At 65.5% G+C, this 17,318-nt stretch carries 13 protein-coding genes; 11 read left to right on the top strand and 2 right to left on the bottom strand.

From position 1 onward, the window contains the following. Positions 1–1,916 (top strand): DNA polymerase I (gene polA / locus VFV09_06530; GenBank protein ID HEU4867365.1); only part of this gene is annotated, 1,916 nt, incomplete at its 5' end. 3 nt (positions 1,917–1,919) lie between these two features. Here the strand turns inward: polA and VFV09_06525 are convergent. Then, on the bottom strand, positions 1,920–4,124 hold the full coding sequence (locus VFV09_06525) for a hypothetical protein (GenBank protein ID HEU4867364.1): 2,205 nt from the start codon (positions 4,122–4,124) through the stop codon (positions 1,920–1,922). Between the two features lie 265 nt (positions 4,125–4,389). On the opposite strand from VFV09_06525, the gene rpsA reads away from it, so the two are divergent. After that, the gene (rpsA, locus tag VFV09_06520) at positions 4,390–5,955 is read left to right on the top strand and encodes a 30S ribosomal protein S1 (GenBank protein ID HEU4867363.1); all 1,566 of its coding nucleotides are present in this window, start codon (positions 4,390–4,392) and stop codon (positions 5,953–5,955) included. Positions 5,956–5,965: 10 nt separating this feature from the next. Continuing rightward, positions 5,966–6,604, top strand: a complete 639-nt coding sequence (gene coaE, locus VFV09_06515; protein HEU4867362.1) for a dephospho-CoA kinase — start codon at positions 5,966–5,968, stop codon at positions 6,602–6,604. A 12-nt stretch (positions 6,605–6,616) separates the two neighbouring features. Here the strand turns inward: coaE and VFV09_06510 are convergent, their stop codons facing one another. Then, on the bottom strand, positions 6,617–9,388 hold the full coding sequence (locus tag VFV09_06510; GenBank protein HEU4867361.1) for a hypothetical protein: 2,772 nt from the start codon (positions 9,386–9,388) through the stop codon (positions 6,617–6,619). A 64-nt stretch (positions 9,389–9,452) separates the two neighbouring features. Here VFV09_06510 and VFV09_06505 point away from each other — a divergent pair, with 64 nt between their 5' ends. The 8 genes from VFV09_06505 (at position 9,453) to uvrB (ending at position 17,255) form a co-directional block, all read left to right on the top strand. After that, the gene (locus tag VFV09_06505; GenBank protein ID HEU4867360.1) at positions 9,453–9,737 is read left to right on the top strand and encodes a hypothetical protein; all 285 of its coding nucleotides are present in this window, start codon (positions 9,453–9,455) and stop codon (positions 9,735–9,737) included. A 148-nt stretch (positions 9,738–9,885) separates the two neighbouring features. Continuing rightward, positions 9,886–10,617, top strand: a complete 732-nt coding sequence (locus VFV09_06500) for an endonuclease/exonuclease/phosphatase family protein (protein HEU4867359.1) — start codon at positions 9,886–9,888, stop codon at positions 10,615–10,617. A gap of 43 nt (positions 10,618–10,660) precedes the next feature. Then, positions 10,661–11,104: a helix-turn-helix transcriptional regulator gene (locus VFV09_06495; GenBank protein HEU4867358.1), complete on the top strand. Its 444-nt coding sequence runs from the start codon at positions 10,661–10,663 to the stop codon at positions 11,102–11,104. A 51-nt stretch (positions 11,105–11,155) separates the two neighbouring features. Next, a complete protein-coding gene (locus VFV09_06490) occupies positions 11,156–11,566 on the top strand; it encodes a VOC family protein (protein HEU4867357.1) in 411 nt (136 codons plus the stop codon). 50 nt (positions 11,567–11,616) lie between these two features. Then, positions 11,617–14,001 carry an excinuclease ABC subunit UvrA gene (locus VFV09_06485; protein HEU4867356.1) on the top strand — a complete coding sequence of 795 codons (2,385 nt, stop codon included), beginning with the start codon at positions 11,617–11,619 and terminating at the stop codon, positions 13,999–14,001. Between the two features lie 4 nt (positions 14,002–14,005). Next, positions 14,006–14,497 carry a hypothetical protein gene (locus VFV09_06480; GenBank protein ID HEU4867355.1) on the top strand — a complete coding sequence of 164 codons (492 nt, stop codon included), beginning with the start codon at positions 14,006–14,008 and terminating at the stop codon, positions 14,495–14,497. A 32-nt stretch (positions 14,498–14,529) separates the two neighbouring features. Beyond that, positions 14,530–15,273 (top strand): HAD-IA family hydrolase, encoded by a 744-nt coding sequence (locus VFV09_06475; protein HEU4867354.1) that lies wholly within the window; start codon positions 14,530–14,532, stop codon positions 15,271–15,273. After that, on the top strand, positions 15,270–17,255 hold the full coding sequence (gene uvrB / locus VFV09_06470; protein ID HEU4867353.1) for an excinuclease ABC subunit UvrB: 1,986 nt from the start codon (positions 15,270–15,272) through the stop codon (positions 17,253–17,255). The genes VFV09_06475 and uvrB overlap by 4 nt, the downstream gene beginning before the upstream one ends. The last annotated feature ends 63 nt before the right edge of the window (positions 17,256–17,318 follow it).

Below are 17,318 nucleotides of genomic sequence, written 5' to 3'. Positions count from 1 at the left end.
ACGCGACCTTCGACGAGCTGACGATGGGGGACTGGGACTTCAACCAGATCCGCCAGCTGTTCGACTCCCTGGAGTTCCGGGTCCTCTACGACCGCCTGGCCGCCGACCACCCGGAGGCGGTTGCGGCGGCAACCGGCTTCGAGGGGACTGCGGTTGAGGTGACCACCCGGGAAGATCTGGAGTCGCTGGTCAAGGAGCTGGACCTCCAGGAAGCGATAGTAGTCCGCCTGCTGGGGGACCCGGCGAACAGCCGCAAGGCGGCCGAGACCGTCTCCTTCGCCACGCCGGCCGGCGCCCAGGTGATCCGGCTGCACGACGGCCCCCTGCCGGCCGATGAGGTTTGGGAGGCACTCCGGCCGGCCTTCGAGACCCGGGGCCTCGCCACCCACGGCGCCAAGGACGCGCTGCAACGGCTGGCAACCGTGGGCATCGTCCCCGGCGAGATATCGATGGACACCGAGATCGCCGCCTACCTGGTCGACCCGGCCCGGGGGACCTACCGGCTGGACGAGCTGGCCCGGCACTACCTGGACCGGGAGCTGAAGCTGGACGACACGCCCCCGGCCGACCAGGAGGGCCAGCAGTCCCTTCTGATGGACGACGACGACGGCGTGGACCACGTCTCCGGTCCGGGCCTCGAGGCCATCGCCACCGCCGAGCTGGTCGACGTCCTCAGCAAGCAACTGCGGGAGAGGGGGTTCTGGGACCTGTTCGCCGACCTCGAGGTCCCACTCACCGGGGTCCTGGCCAAGGTCGAACGAGCCGGGGTCCGGCTGGACACCGATTACCTGGAAGAGATGTCGCTTCATCTGTCGAAGGAGCTCGACTCGGTCGAGCACCGGATCTACCAGCTGGCCGACGGGCCGTTCAACATCGGCTCCCCACCCCAGCTCCGCTCGGTCCTCTACGACCGGCTGGGCCTGAAGCCGGGGAAGAAGACCAAGACCGGCTTCTCCACCGACGCCAAGGTGCTGGAGTCGCTGATCGACGAGCACCCGATCATCGAGAACATCCTGCGCCACCGGGAGATCTCCAAGCTGAAGAACACCTACATCGACGCACTGCCGCGCCTGGTGGACCCGGTCACCGGCCGCCTGCACACCCGGTTCAACCAGACGGTGGCCACCACCGGCCGCTTGAGCTCCGAGAACCCCAACCTGCAGAACATCCCGATCCGCACCGAGGAGGGCAAGCAGATCCGCCGGGCGTTCATCCCGGAGGGCGGGAACCTGCTGGTCGTGGCCGACTACTCCCAAATCGAGCTCCGGCTGCTGGCACACCTGTCGGGCGACAAAGAGTTGACCGGCGCCTTCGCCCGGGGCGACGACATCCACCGGCTCTCCATCGGCAAGGCGCTGGGCATCGACCCGTCGGAGGTTACCCCGGCGCAGCGAAGCATCGGCAAGATGGTCTCCTACGGCGTCACCTACGGCATGGGGCCGTTCGGGCTCTCCCAGCGTCTGTCCATCCCCGTCGACCAGGCCCGCACCTACATCGAGGGCTTCTTCGCCAGCTACCCGGAGATTCGCACCTACCTGGACGACGTGGTCGCCCGGGCCACCGAGGACGGATACACGACGACGATGCTCGGGCGCCGCCGCTACCTGCCGGAGCTGAAGTCACGCAACCCCAGGGTCCGGGGCCTAGGGGAGAGGCAGGCGCTGAACGCCCCGCTGCAGGGCTCGGCGGCCGACATCATGAAGCTGGCGATGGTGAAGGTGGACCGGGCACTTGCCGGGTCGACCGCCCGCATGGTGCTTACCGTTCACGACGAACTGGTCTTCGAGGTCCTTCAGGACGACGTCGAGGCCGCTGCGGTTTCCGTACGAGAGGCGATGGAGGACGTGGTCCAGCTGTCGGTGCCCCTTACGGTGGATCTGGCCTGGGGTCCGAACTGGGCCGACGCCAAGGCCTGAGAGCTACTCCGGAGGGGCCTCGGGGGCCTGCTCGACGGGCGTCGGCGCCGCCGCTGCACCGCCGCCGAGGATCAGGGCCAGCATCCGTTCCTCCCGCCGCCCCAGGGCTTCAAGGCCGGTCTTCAGGTCCTTAGCCAGCTTCGTCTCGGCCTGGCTTACGCGGGTGGTCAGGCGCTCCTCGGACTCCTCGGTCGAGTTGGCGAGGTCGGACCGCCACTCCTCGGTCGCCTTGTTCAGGCCGAAGATCGCCGTGCTGAGTCGTTCGGAGACGGTCATGAGGTTCTGGGCGAAGCGGCCGTCGAGGTTCTCGAGGCCCTCCATGACCAGCTTCTCGGTGTGCGACGCCCGGGCGCCGTGGACGGCCCGGAGCTCCTCCAGAGCGCTCGACACGTTCGCCGTGGCCGTCTCCAGGCGCTCCTGGCTCTGGCGAACCAGCTGGTAGGAGCCGGTGATCTGGTCCTCCAGCCCGCGCAGCGCCCGCCACAGGCGTTCGGCGCTTTTGAGATTGGCTTCCTGCCCGGAGGCGGTGCGGGCATCCAGCGTGGTGGTGAGCGACGCAATGGCGGCGTCGAGCTTGCTCGACACCGAGTCGAGGCTCTGCGCCAGCCGCACGTCCAGGAATTCGAGGCCCTTGGCCAGGCGCTCCCACTGCTGCTCGTCCAGCGGGTTCTTGACCACCGCCTCCAGTGCGTGCAGCCGCTTGGCCACCGACGCCTGTAGCTCCTCCAGACTGCCGAGGTAGCGAAGCTGGGTGGCGCTGTTCTCGTCACCTTCGGCCAGCACGGTTTCCAGCTTGGAGGTCAGAGCGGTCTGCCCGGCCGCCAACTTGGTCTCCAGCGCCGCCAGGCCGGAGGTAAGGGCGTCCAGGCCGCCGGATTCCTTCGACGCCGTCAGCGCCTCCATTAACCGCTCCTGCCCTTCGGCCAGCCGGTCGATCTGAGCGGTGTCGACGGGCTCGGAGGCTTTTTCGACCACGGCTTGCACCTGCTTGGCGAGTGCGGCCTGCTGGTCCTGCAGGATGGCCAGGTGGCGGAGCTGGTTGGCGTTGTTCTCGTCGCCCTCGGTCCGGGCGGCCTCCAGCTTGCGAGTCAGGACCTGCTGGCTCTCGGAGAGCCGCGCCTCCAGCATCCTCAGGTTCTGCACCAGCAACTCGGCGTTTTGAGGGGCGTTAACCCGGGCGAGGGCCTCGGCGAGCCGGTCCTGTCCCTCGGCAATCCGGCTCTCCAGGCCGGCGAGGCTCTCGGTGAACCGGGCGGGGAGTTCGGTGTCCGCGGAGACCTTCTGTTCGATCGACAGCAGCCGCCGCTCCAGGGCCTCAAAGCTGCCGGCCAGGCGGGTGGTCAACTGGGGGTCAGGTGTGGAGAGCCGTTGTTCTAACGCACCCAACCGGGACGCAAGTGCGTCGAAGCCGGCGCCCAGCCGCCCGGCCAGGTCGGGATCGGGCGTGGAGAGTTTGTGTTCCATCGCTTTCAACCGGTCTCCCAGTGCGTCGAGGTTGGGGCCGAGGCGCTCTGCGGGATCTGGGTCGGGAGTAGAAAGCCGTTGCTCTATCGCACCCAGGCGGGTGCCCAGTGCGTCGAGGTTGGGGCCGAGGCGCTCTGCCACATCGGGCTCGGGGGCGGAAAGCCGCTGTTCGATAGAGCTGAGCCGCCGCTCCAGTATCTCGAAGCTGGCGCCGAGGCGGCCTGCGAGCGCGGTGTCCGTTGAAGAGACCTTCCTTTCGATCCCTTCCAGGCGCCGGCCGAGGGTGTCGAGACCCTCGGTGGAGCCGGTCGAGGCGCGGACTGCGGTGATATCCCGTTCCAGGATCGCTATGCGCTCGCCGAAGGCTCGCTCGAGCTTTTGGATCGCGGCCAGGATCTCGCCCGAATCGAGCGGGGAGGCGCCCGGCTGCACCCGGGAGATCCGGGAGTCGATTACCTCAAGGCCGCGCAGAACGCGGGATTCGGTTCGGCTGGAGACCTCCCTGATGTCGCTCTTCCAACCCTCGAGGGAGCTCAGGAGCACGGTGAAGGCACCCTCCAGACGGGTGGAGCGGCTGGCCGAGTTCTCCAGCTCACTCTCCCAATGGGTTACTGCGGAAGCCAGGGAGGACAGTTTTTCCTCGAGCTTGCCGTAGTCGGGGTCCGGTCTCTCCGGCGCGGCCGGCGGCCGGCTTTCCTCCGGCCGCGGGGTGCCCGAACCGGCGGGATCAAACCGCGGACTCAATGCCTGTTCTCCGGGGACCGGCGGCGGCGTTCGGTGATCATTGCTGGAAGCTACCTCCTTGGCCCAGGGCCCAGTTGCGTCGGTGCCGGGCGAGAGACGTCGCTTGCGGAGAATGTTACTCCCACCTATGCGGCCTACGGGGTTTTCCACTAAACTCTAGTTTGCCCGCGACTTATGTCGTGGAGTACCCCCTGCCCTTAATTAGGGCAAATAAGGAGTTTTAAAGATGTCTACAGTTTCCGGCATAGGTTCGACTAGCCGTGAGATGCCTCAAAGCAACGACATCACCACGAACGATGTCGGTTCTTCCATAGAAGATCTCATTGCAGCAATCGACGCAACCATCAAGCCCTTCTCTGACGGCGATCTGGTTAGCGGCACCATCGTAAAAATTGACAAGGAAGAAGTCCTCGTCGACATCGGATACAAGTCCGAAGGCGTTATCCCAGCCCGTGAGCTCTCACTGCGTCACGACGTGGATCCCTCGGAGATCGTGTCCCTGGGTGAGCAGATCGAAGCCCTGGTTCTCCAGAAGGAGGACAAGGAAGGGCGCCTGATTCTTTCCAAGAAGCGTGCCTCGTACGAGCGTGCGTGGGGCCGGATCGAGGAGTACAAGCGAGCCGGCAAGGTCGTGAAGGGCACCGTCATCGAGGTCGTCAAAGGCGGGCTTATCGTCGATGTCGGCCTCCGCGGATTCCTTCCCGCCTCCCTGGTGGAGCTTCGCCGGGTTCGGGACCTGCAGCAGTTCGTCGGCAAGGAGCTCGAGTGCAAGATCATCGAGCTCGACAAGAACCGCAACAACGTGGTTCTGTCCCGCCGGGCCTACCTGGAGGAAGCACACTTCGAGCAGCGCAAGGACTTCCTCGCCAACCTCACGGTCGGCGAGCGTCGTACCGGCACCGTCTCTTCCGTCGTCAACTTCGGGGCCTTCGTGGACCTGGGCGGCGTGGACGGCCTGGTTCACGTGTCCGAGCTGAGCTGGCGTCACGTAGACCACCCGAGCGAGGTTGTTCAGGTCGGTCAGGAGATCGAGGTCGAGGTTCTCTCCGTGGAGCCCGAACGCGATCGGGTGTCGCTTTCGCTCAAGAACACCCAGGAAGACCCGTGGCAGGCTTTCGCAAGGGCGCACGGCACCGGGGACTTCGTCGCCGGGACCATCACCAAGCTGGTGCCTTTCGGGGCATTCATCAAGGTGGCGGACGGCATCGAGGGCCTGGCTCACATCTCCGAGCTCTCGGAGCAGCACATCGAGCTTCCCGAGCAGGTGGTTCAGCTGGGCCAGGAGGTCCAGGTTCGGGTCATCGACGTCGACCTGGATCGCCGCCGTATCAGCCTTTCGCTGAAGGCGGGCGCAGGCGGCCAGGCACCGGTGCAACCGGTTCAGTCAACTCCGGCCGAGGCCGGGGCGGATGCGCCGGAGTCTTCCGGCCCCGACTTCGAGCTGGAGCCTGCAAGCGAGCCCGAAGCAGGGTTCGAGCTGGAGCCCGAAGTTCCGGCGGAGCCCACACCCGCACCCGCAGCCGCAGCACCCGCTCCGCCCAAGCCCGCACCGGCGCCCGTCGACACCAGAACGGCACTCGGCGTGGCAATGGACGACGCGAAGGCAGTGGCGGAGGCAGCGGCAGCCAGCAGCGCAGCGGCCGCCAACGAGGCGGCAGCAGTAGACAACGCGGTGGCCGCCGAGGCGGCAGACGTACCGGCCCCGGCGGAGGCCTCGAGTGTCCCCGACTCGCCTGCAGCACTCGACGGCGAGCTTCTGGACACCGCTCCCGACAGCTTCGAGGAGTCTCTCGAATCCATCGTCGAGGGCATGAAGCGGGACCGAGCCTAAACACCGATCTATGCCCGTCATAGGACTTGCCGGAGGCATCGCCTCCGGCAAGTCGACGGTCGGTGAACTTCTTCGCCGAAAAGGCGCCCTTGTAATAGACGCCGACGCGGTGGCCCACGAGATAGTCGAGCCCGGCCGGCCCGCTCTTGCCGAGATCCGGGACCGCTTCGGCAACGAGGTGATCACCCCCGATGGTTGGCTCGACCGGGCCGCCCTCGGGAGGGTTGTCTTCGATGACCCCCAGGCGCGGAGCGACCTCAACGACATCATGCACCCCCGGATCTACGAAGAGATCCAGCGCCGCATCCGCGGCCAGCGGCGTGACCGGATCATGGTTTTCGAAGCAGCCCTTCTGGCCGAGACCTACGAGCAGGCGCTGGAGTGGCTGGAGATCGACGCAGTTGTCGTCGTGGACGCCCCTCCGGAGGTCCAGGTGCAGCGCCTGGTCGACGAGCGGGACATGACTCTGGACGAGGCTCACGCCCGGATCTCCTCCCAGACCAGCCGGCAGGAGCGGAATGCCCACGCCAACTACGTGATCCGAAATGTCGGAACGCTGGCCGACCTGGAGCGCGAGGTCGACCGGATGTGGGCCCAGATCCAGGTCGTCGACCCGGACCGCCCGCTGTTCGCCGGCGCCGGCAACTAGAGTGGCGTTTTCCTAGGGGTTCCAGACCCCGGGCTCGAAGTAGTTTCCTCCAAGAGTGGAGTTTGTCACTCGAGCGACCATGCTGTGATAACCCCCGGCGGCGACCATGTAGGCGTTCGGTACTGTCGTTACAACCTTGGGCGCGTACCGATCGGTGCGCGTCCCGTCTCCCAGTTGCCCGAATCCATTCCAGCCCCAGGCGTATGTCACTCCGTCACGGATCGCCAGGTTGTGGAACGCCCCGGCCGAGAACGTGTCGAAACCTTTTTGAACTCCAGCCACCGTTATGGGTGTTCGACGAACGATCGTTGTTCCGTCGCCCAGCTGTCCGAAGATGTTCCAGCCCCACGCCTTGATCTCGCCGTCCATTCCCATGGCGAGGTTGTGCGCCAATCCGGCCGATATCGATTTCATCCCGCTCAGATTGGCTACCTTTACAGGAGTCAGCCGGTCCAAAGTCGATCCGTCGCCGAGCTGTCCGAGGGCGTTCCAGCCCCAGGCTGAAACCGTCCCGTCGGAGTGGAGCGCGAGCGAATGGTAAGTGCCCGCCGAAACGGCAACGACATCCTTTAGCCCCGGAACCGGCTTGGGTCGGACGCTGTCCACCGTCGTGCCGTCGCCCAGTTGCCCGAGAACGTTCGAACCCCACGTCTGGACAGTTCCATCGCTTAGGACGGCCATGCTGTGCATTCCCCCGGCAGCGACACCAGTAACCACAGCTCCGGTCGTAAAGCGCGGTGAAACAGCCAGCGGCGTGTCTTTCGTCGTTCCGTCTCCGAGCTGTCCGGAAGCATTCCATCCCCAGGCCCACAATCCGCCGCCGTCCAAAGCAAGGGTGTGAAGCATTCCGGACGAAATCTCGTACACCCTTGAGTTATAGGGATCCATTCTGACGGTGGTCCCGGATGGCAAGTCGGTTCTCGACCAGACGTACGCGTTGGTGCCGAAGGCACCCGATCCCCAAGCCTTCGCTCCACCATCCCGGTATGACTCGACGCCGTGGACCAGCCCGGCGGAAATCAGGTCGACGTCGCTTTCCCCAAGGACCTTGGGGCGGGTGCGATCAGTCGTGAATCGTCCACCTCCCAGCTGGCCAAAACCGTGCCACCCCCAGGTGGCGATACGCGGGCCGTTGCCGGAGATCACGATGCCGGAGGGACTCGCTGCTGCAACGCCAGTTCCGGTATCGACGAGTCGGTGCGTAAAGCCCATTGTGATGGGCCATGTGCCCACAGTTCGCTGCTCCGCCAGGTTGTATTCGGTCAGATTCCGACCGTCGGCGGTGTAAAAGACGCCCCGGGAAGGGGCTACCGCGGACGCACTTTTGTATTCGTTCAGCGTTCCGGCGATTTTGCCCTTGCCTCCGTAATACGCCTTCCGGTCGCCTGTGACCGGATCGATGAACGCCCCGGTTGAGGTGTAGAGCATCCCATCGAAAACCTTGATCTGGTCGGCGTCCTTGTTGCCGTTGAAGGACTTCATCACGTTGGGAAGCACCTTGGTGGTCGACACTCCGAGCTCGTCGACCTGCATCGTGTAAAGCGACGCGTTTGCCCCGTACAGAGTTGTCTCATTGCCGAATGTGATCTGTTTCGGCCCGTCCTGCACGACCTTGGGCAGCTTTGCGCCGCCCCTGAAGACTGCCACTTCGTTGGCGCTGCCTCCGGTAACGGCAATCGAGCCGGTAGATCCCGGAACCGCCTCGAGGTCCCAGTTCGGCGAGGGAGAGGCTCCGCCGTTGGTTTGGATGGAGCTTTCGACGGTCAACGATTCCAGGTTGATCTGCTTGACCTCGCCGGTTTCGTTGAGGCCGACATAGAGCTTCGAGCGATCCGACGTAATCGCCATCGGCCCGGGGTCGCCCGTCAGCGCCAGTCGTTCGTAAACAAGCCCGGACTTCGGGTTGATGACAACCAGCTCGTTGGTGTACCCACGATCCGTTGCCGGAACGCTGGCGTAAAGCTTGTCGCGAAGATCGTCGTAGACGAGGTCGTTGGCGCCCACGCGTAGTCTGCGAATCCCGGCCGTGATGGCTTTCGGGGGGGTGCCCGGACCGGTAGGCCTGAAGGAGTTCCCCGCGGTTATGCCCGGGCCGACCACCGCGTTGCGCACGGCGTATCCCGACGACGTCGCCACCAGATCGCCTGCGCTCAGAAGATTCCCGGAATCAACGAGTGCCATGGAACTCAGGTCGTACAGCGATGCGGTTCCTCCCCGCAGGGTCATCAGGCGGTTGTTTTCGGGTGTGACTTCAAGCGCGTCCATCAGTTGCTGGGAGTACCTTGAAATGACGGCGCCCGACGCCGCGTCGATCACTCTCCCCGTGGTGGTGTAGACCCGGCCGCCCGACACCTCGAAGCTGCCGGCCTGCGGCACGGTCGGGATGGCAGGGTTGACCGTGATGCCGGAATCGTCGAGACGGAGGAAATCCATCGGCGCAGCCAGCCCAAAGCCGCTCACGCCGCGGGCGAGGCGTTCGGCGTCCAGGAACGCAACCGACTCAGTTCCGTTCGGGATGTGCTTCGGAAGGGCAACCCCATCCCTGAACGCTTGAAGGCGCGACGTGCCGTGGATCGCGCCGACTGCGGGTAAATCCCGGGTGACCACAACGACGGTGTCGGTGCGACCCGGCTGGACGGCCAGGCTGTCGGAGAAGAGCGGCCCCTTGTTCTCTTCCAGGGGAATGACAAACCGATCGGTAACCGTGAAGGTGCCCAGGTCCACCCGTACAATTTCGTTGGTTTCGTACGAACCGACGAAGGCTGTGCTGCCGTCGTCGGACACACCGATGGGCCCAGGTTCACTCAGAACGTAGACCCTGCGACCCTCGGGAAGGCCGGTGTCGGGGTTGAGCTCCACGAGCATGCTGCCGTCCCAGATGCTTCTCGACGAGATGGTCGCAAGCAGAACGTCGCGACGGGCGTCGAACGTCATCTCGTTGACCTCGATATCGAAGCTTCGCACCTTCCACGACGAGAGCGGCTCGGTCGAGCCGGCAGCGAGCAACGGGCTTGGGAGGTTCAAGATCGATAGGAAACAGATCATGCCGACCAGCGTTCGTGCTTTCAGCGTCACTAAGCGGGCCCCTGACGATTGTCTGAGACACCATCGGCAGGTTCACGACTTTTGTTAAGGAATATTTTGCCAGCGGTCGCATGCGGGCTGCGATACTCGCCTAATCTAGGCAGATGGCACCGACTCCTAGCGGCCCCCGAGTTTGGCGGTGGGGCAACTGGATAACCTCGCCTCTGCTCGAACCGCCCCTCGAGGTATCGCCCGAGGTGAGGCTGCTTCAATTCAACATGTGCGGGAGCCACTGCAACAAGGGGAGCACCGGCAAGCTGGTCACCGCCCTTCGGGACTCGATCCTGGAATACCAGCCCGACATCTGCCTCTTGAACGAGGCGTGCCTGGCGCAGGTGGACCGGCTGTGGGAGCAGTTGGATCGAGCCGGTTACCCCTACAGCGGCTGTTTCGGTGCAACCGCCGGCCGCAGCAATTGTCCCGGCCGGGAAGGGGAGCGGTGGTACGGCAACGCGGTCCTCTCCCGGGGTGTGGGGATCGGGGAGCCGGAGGCGATTGCGCTGCCGAACAAACCCCACCTTCACGAGCAGCGGGCGATCATCTCGGCAACCTTCGACCTCCGGGGGGTGCCGGCGATCGTCTCGGCGACCCACCTGACACCCCGGGCGAAGGATGAAGTTTTCAACCAGCGGCAGATGACCGCGGTGGCCGAGATCCAGAAGGCTCGGGCGGCCGCAGGCAACGTTGTGATCTTCGGCGGGGACTTCAACGTGACCCCCGACCTGGTCAGGGGGATCATCGGGCCCGGGGGACAGTTTGGGGAGGTGGATCAGGCGGACCTTTCGCCGACGTTGAACCGGCGCAAAATCGACTACATCTTTCTCGACAAAGTTCACTTTTCCCGACTTTCGGGAAGGGTGACGAAGTCGGCCGTGTCGGACCACCGGCTGTTGAAGGGCCGGGCGACGCTCGAGGCGGGGGCGCTCTAGTGCTCGATAGACAACTCTTGGGCAACGTGGCACCATCGCAAAAGTGACCAACAAACCCACCGAAGCCCAACATTTGAGCGACCTCGCGTGGCTGCGCCGGGTCCGGGATCGGATCGACCGGGAGTACGCGCAGCCGCTGGACGTCGAGGCGCTGGCCCGGGGAGCGCACATGTCGGCCGGGCACCTCAGCCGCCAGTTCAAGGCGGCCTACGGAGAGTCGCCGTACTCCTACCTGATGACGAGGCGCATCGAGCGGGCTATGGCGTTGCTGCGCCGCGGCGACCTCAGCGTCACCGATATCTGCTTCGAGGTCGGCTGTTCGTCGCTGGGGACCTTCAGCACCCGCTTCACCGAGCTGGTCGGGGTGCCGCCAAGCGTCTACCGGCAGCAGGAGGCCGGCAGGACGGCGGGGATGCCTCCCTGCGTGGAAAAACAGGTGACCAGACCGATCAGGAATCGAGAAGCGCCGGCCCCGAGCCGTCTCTAGCATGGGCGTCATGGACTTTCCGCCACGACCCAAGGAGTGAACATGACCGACATGGACATCAACATCAACGCAAGCTTCCTCCCGCACAACGACCCGGATGCCTCCCTTGCCTTCTACCGCGACACCCTCGGTTTCGAGGTCCGCAAGGACGTCGGTTACCAGGGGATGCGCTGGATCACCGTCGGCCCTGCCGGCCAGTCCGACACCTCCATCGTCCTGTACCCGCCCGCCGCCACCCCCGGCCTGACCGACGACGAGCGCCGCACGATCTCCGAGATGATGGCCAAGGGCACCTACGCCACGCTCCTGCTGGCCACGCAGAACCTCGACGGAGTCTTCGAGAAGCTGCAGGCGAGCGACGCCGAGGTCGTCCAGGAGCCGATCGACCAGCCGTACGGCATACGCGACTGCGCCTTCCGCGACCCCTCCGGCAACCTGCTCCGAATTCAGGAGCTGAGCTGATCCGCCCGGCTACAAGCCGACCGAAACTGCGCCCGACAGATGGAGACCCGATGACCCCTGCAACAAAGACGGACACGAAAACGCCCCCCCGGCACGTTGCCGACACCCACGACCTGATCCGGGTGCACGGCGCGCGGGTGAACAACCTCAAGGACGTCAGCATCGAGCTGCCGAAGCGCCGGCTGACCGTCTTCACCGGGGTCTCCGGCTCGGGCAAGAGCTCGCTGGTGTTCGGCACGATCGCCGCGGAGTCTCAGCGGATGATCAACGAGACCTACAGCACCTTCGTGCAGGGCTTCATGCCGAACCTGGCGCGGCCCGATGTCGACGTCCTCGAGGGTCTGACGACCGCCATCATCATCGACCAGGAGCGGATGGGCGCCAACCCCCGCTCCACGGTCGGCACCGCCACCGACGCCAACGCGATGCTCCGGATCCTCTTCAGCCGGCTGGGGCAGCCGCACATCGGCTCGCCCCAGGCGTTCTCCTTCAACGTCGCCTCGATCAGCGGTGCCGGGGCGGTCAAGATCGAGCGAGCCGGTAAAACGGTGAGCGAGAAGCGCAGCTTCAGCATCACCGGCGGCATGTGCCCGCGCTGCGAAGGCCGGGGCTCGGTCACCGACTTCGACCTCACTGCGCTGTACGACGGCTCCAAGTCGCTCAGCGAGGGCGCGCTCATGGTTCCCGGCTACAGCATGGACGGTTGGTACGGCCGGATCTTCAGCGGTTCCGGCCTCGACATGGACAAGCCGATCGACAAGTTCAGCAAGAAGGAGCTGCACAACCTGCTCTACCGTGAGCCGACCAAGATCAAGGTCGAGGGCATCAACCTGACCTACGAGGGGGTGATCCCCAAGCTCCAGAAGACGATGCTTTCCAAGGACCCCGAGGCGATGCAGCCCCACATCCGGGCGTTCGTGGACCGGGTGGTCACGTTCACCACCTGCCCCGACTGCGACGGCACCCGGCTCGCCGAACATGCACGTAAGTCGAAGATCAAAGGGATCAACATCGCCGACGCCTGCGCGATGCAGATCAGCGACCTGGCGGAGTGGGTTCGTGACCTCGACGAGCCGTCGGTTGCGCCGCTTCTGACCGCCCTGGGGGAAACCCTCGACTCGTTCGTGGGGATCGGGCTCGGCTACCTATCGCTCGACCGCTCCTCCGGCACCCTGTCGGGCGGCGAGTCGCAACGGGTGAAGATGATCCGCCACCTGGGGTCGTCGCTGACCGACGTCACCTACGTCTTCGACGAGCCGACGATCGGGCTGCACCCGCACGACATCCAGCGGATGAACGACCTGCTCCTGCAGCTTCGGGACAAGGGCAACACCGTGCTGGTGGTCGAGCACAAGCCGGAGACGATCGCAATCGCCGACCACGCAGTCGACATCGGTCCCGGAGCAGGTGCGGGGGGCGGGACAATTTGTTACGAGGGTACCGTCGAAGGCCTGCGGGACAGCGACACCATCACGGGCCGCCACCTCGAAGACCGGGCCGCCCTCAAGGAGAAGGTGCGCAAACCCGCCGGCAAGCTGGAGGTGCGCGGCGCGAAGACCAACAACCTGCAGAACGTCGACGTCGACATCCCCCTCGGCGTGCTGGTGGTGTTGACCGGCGTGGCCGGGTCCGGCAAGAGCTCCCTCATCCATGGCTCGGTGGAGGGGCGGGACGGCGTGGTGTCTGTGGATCAAACTCCGATTCGCGGCTCACGACGCAGCAACCCGGCGACCTACACCGGCCTGCTCGAACCGATCCGCAAAGCGTTCGCAAAGGCCAACGGCGTGAAGCCTGCGCTATTCAGCTCCAACTCCGAGGGCGCCTGCCCCAACTGCAACGGCGCCGGCGTCATCTACACCGACCTCGGGATGATGGCGACGGTCGCCTCCACCTGCGAGGTGTGCGAGGGAAAGCGGTTCCAGGCCGAGGTGCTGGAGTACAAGCTCGGAGACAAGGACATCAGCGAGGTCCTGGCGATGTCGGTGGCCACGGCCCAGGAGTTCTTCGGCGAGGGGGAGGCTCACACGCCCGCCGCGCTCGCCATCCTCAACCGGCTGGCCGACGTCGGGCTCGGCTACCTTCTTCTTGGGCAGCCGCTGACGACTCTTTCCGGGGGCGAACGACAGCGGCTCAAGCTGGCCATCCACATGGCCGAGAAGGGCGACGTCCTGGTGCTCGACGAGCCGACCACCGGCCTGCACCTCGCCGACGTCGAGACCTTGCTCGGGCTGCTCGACCGGCTGGTCGACTCCGGCAAGTCGGTCATCGTGATCGCCCACCACCAGGCGGTCATGGCCCACGCCGACTGGATCATCGACCTCGGCCCGGGCGCCGGCCACGACGGGGGCCGGATCGTCTTCGAGGGCACGCCTGCCGACCTGGTCGCCACCGGCTCCACGCTCACCGGCAAGCACCTCGCGGACTACGTGGGCTAGCGATGTGAGGGTTCAACGGCTGGCCGCAGCCCTGTTGATTGCGGCGATCGGTCTCGTGGCCTGCGGCGATGGCGGGGGAGCCGTAGACCAAGAGGCGACCGCGAGCCCCGAAGTCGAGCCCTCCGGCTCGGCGTCGACGGTCGTACGTCAGAAGATATCGATCGAGACGAAGGTGACCGTACCAACCGGCGAGGTTCTCCCGGGATCGGTCATCGGCGATGATCCCTTCTGCAGCGGCGGGACCCTCCGCGACGAACACGGGAACGCCGAGGTCGGTTTGGTGCTCCGGACCTTCACCTGCCCGGAAGGGGAGTTGAAGGTCGGCTTCAGCCCTACTGAAGATTCGCTGACACAAACCAGCACCTGGTACATCGTGCGCGACAGCGGCACCGGCAGCTTCGAGGGCCTGCGCGGGAACGGACGGATGACTGTGACCTTCGAGGAGGACGGCGTGGAGGGCCGGGAATCCTTTACCGGAGAAGTCGCCAAAGACTAGGACGTCTTCTGTCCTAGTTAAGCTGTATGACAGTGCCCATCAACAGAACCACGCAGCTTCGCGCTGTCTTCTTCGACGCAGGCGAGACCCTCCTTGCGCCGCACCCCTCGCACCACGAGCTGTTCGCGCTGGTGCTGGGCGAGCGCGGCCGCAAAGTCTCCCCCGACACGGTCCAGCAGGTCTTCGCCGACATGGCGCCGTCATTCGTGGCGGTCATGGACCGGATGGCGGTCAAGCAGTGGTCGATATCCCGGGAGGCGTCCCTGGAGTTCTGGGGGAAGATCTACGGCGAAGCCCTCGACCGCCTGGGCATCCCGGACGCCGATCTGGCAATCTTCGAGGCGCTGTACGAGCGCTTCACCCGCTACGACTCCTACCGGCTGTTCCCCGAGTGCATCCCGACCCTGCAGGCGGTGAGGGACGCCGGCCTGGTGGTCGGCCTGATCTCCAACTTCGAGGAGTGGCTGGAGGGGATGTTGATCGAGATGGAGATCGCCCACCTGTTCGACTTCATGGTGATCTCAGGCAAGGAAGGGATCGAGAAGCCGGACCCGGCGATCTTCCACCTCGCCCTCGAACGCTCGGGGATCGCCGCCGAAACCGCGATCTACGTTGGAGACCACCCCAAGCTGGACATCGAGGCGGCCGAAGCGGTCGGTATGGGGGCGATCCTCATCGACCGAAAGGGCCACCACCCGGCGTTCGAAGGCCACCGGATAGACACCCTCGACGGCCTTCTGGAGCTGCTCGATCTTGGATACTTAAAGCATCCATGACCAAATTCCAGATCGTCTCCGACTGGGAGCCGAGCGGCGACCAGCCCGAAGCCATAAAGAACCTGACCCGCGGCCTTGAGGAGGGCCTCGCCCGCCAGACCCTGCTGGGAATCACCGGCTCGGGGAAGGGCTTCACCATGGCCGGCGTGATCGCCAACGCCCAGCGGCCCACGCTGATCATCGCCCCCAACAAGAGCCTGGCGGCCCAGCTCACCAACGAGATGAAGGAGTTCTTCCCGCACAACGCCGTCGAGTACTTCGTCTCCTACTACGACTACTACCAGCCGGAGGCCTACATCGCCTCCAGCGACACCTACATCGAAAAAGACTCGTCGCTGAACGACGAGATCGATCGCCTGCGCCACTCCGCCACCGCGGCGCTGCTCAGCCGGCGGGACGTGATCATCGTCGCCAGCGTCTCGTGCATCTACGGCCTGGGATCCCCGCAGGAGTACGAGTCGCAGCTGCTCAGGCTGGCGGTCGGCAAGGACTACCCGCAGAACGTGATCATCCGCCGGCTGGTCGACATGGCGTACGAGCGCAACGAGCTGAACTTCGTCCGCGGCAAGTTCCGAGTCCGGGGCGACACGCTGGACATCTTCCCGGCCTACCAGGAGAGCGCGGTCCGGGTGGAGCTGTTCGGCGACACCGTCGAGCGCCTGGTCCGCATGGACCCGCTGACCGGCGAGCGCCTGGGCGACGAGGATGCCGTGACGATTTTCCCGGCCTCCCACTACGTCGCTTCCGGCCCCCGCATGGAGCGGGCCATCCGGCAGATCAAGCAGGAGCTGAAGGACCGGCTCTACGTGCTGGAGAAGGAGAACAAGCTCCTGGAGGCGCAGCGGTTGCGGATGAGGACCGAGTACGACCTGGAGATGATGGAGCAGATCGGCTTCTGCAACGGCATCGAGAACTACTCCCGGCACATCGACGGGCGGACCGCCGGATCGCCCCCGTTCACACTGCTCGACTACTTCCCGGACGACTTCCTGACGGTCATCGACGAGTCGCACGTCACCATCGGCCAGCTGCACGGCATGTACGAGGGAGACCTCAGCCGAAAGGAGGTGCTGGTCGAGCACGGGTTCCGGCTTCCCTCGGCAATCGACAACCGGCCACTGAGGTTCGACGAGTTCATCGAGCGGGTCGGCGACGTGATCTTCATGTCGGCCACCCCGAGCCCCTACGAGCTGAAGGTCTCCAGCCAGGTGGTCGAGCAGATCGTTCGCCCGACCGGCCTGGCCGACCCGGAGGTAAGCGTCCGGCCGAGCAAGGGGCAGATCGACGACCTTTTGAACGAGATCAACGTCCGGGTCGAGCGGGAGCAGCGGGTGCTGGTCACCACGCTGACCAAAAGGATGGCCGAGGACCTGACCGACTACCTGCTGGAGTCGGGGGTCAAGGTCCGCTACCTGCACTCCGACGTCGACACCATCAGCCGCATCGAGATCCTCCGGGACCTGCGGTTGGGCGAGTTCGACGTCCTGGTCGGCATCAACCTGCTGCGCGAGGGGCTCGACCTGCCCGAGGTCTCGCTGGTCGCCATCCTCGACGCCGACAAGGAGGGCTTCCTGCGCAGCCAGACGTCGCTCATCCAGACCTCGGGTCGCGCCGCCCGCAACCTCCAGGGACGGGTGATCTTCTACGCCGACGCCGTGACCGAGTCGATGCGCCGCGCCATCGAGGAGACGGGGCGCCGGCGCGAGCGCCAGGCCACCCACAACCGCGAGCACGGCATCGAGCCGCGGTCCATCCTGCGCGACATCCACAGCCCGCTGGTGGCGATGAGCAACCTTGACTACTGGACCCCCGGCGACCGCCGTCCGGCCATGGTCGCCGAGGACGACGTGCCGCTCACCGAGCGCATCTCCCGCCTCGAGAAGCAGATGCGCGCCGCCGCCAAGCGCCTGGAGTTCGAGGAGGCGGCGGCGCTGCGCGACCGGCTCAAGGAGCTGCGCGAGTTGCAGATCTTCGCGGGCTAGACGGCCATGCGCGAGCCGGTGGTCGCACGCATCCGCAAGTTGCCGGACCAGGCCGGCATCTAC

Source organism: Actinomycetota bacterium (assembly GCA_035759705.1).
GTDB lineage: Bacteria > Actinomycetota > CADDZG01 > JAHWKV01 > JAHWKV01 > JAJCYE01.
Note: the sequence above shows the minus strand (reverse complement) of the source record. Positions and strands in the feature narration are given on the sequence as shown.

Excerpts from the sequence above, each read along its gene's own strand:
- uvrB (HEU4867353.1), top strand. The coding sequence starts at position 15,270 with ATGACCAAATTCCAGATCGTCTCCGACTGGGAGCCGAGCGGCGACCAG.
- VFV09_06485 (HEU4867356.1), top strand. The coding sequence starts at position 11,617 with ATGACCCCTGCAACAAAGACGGACACGAAAACGCCCCCCCGGCACGTT.
- VFV09_06490 (HEU4867357.1), top strand. The coding sequence starts at position 11,156 with ATGGACATCAACATCAACGCAAGCTTCCTCCCGCACAACGACCCGGAT.
- coaE (HEU4867362.1), top strand. The coding sequence starts at position 5,966 with ATGCCCGTCATAGGACTTGCCGGAGGCATCGCCTCCGGCAAGTCGACG.
- rpsA (HEU4867363.1), top strand. The coding sequence starts at position 4,390 with ATGCCTCAAAGCAACGACATCACCACGAACGATGTCGGTTCTTCCATA.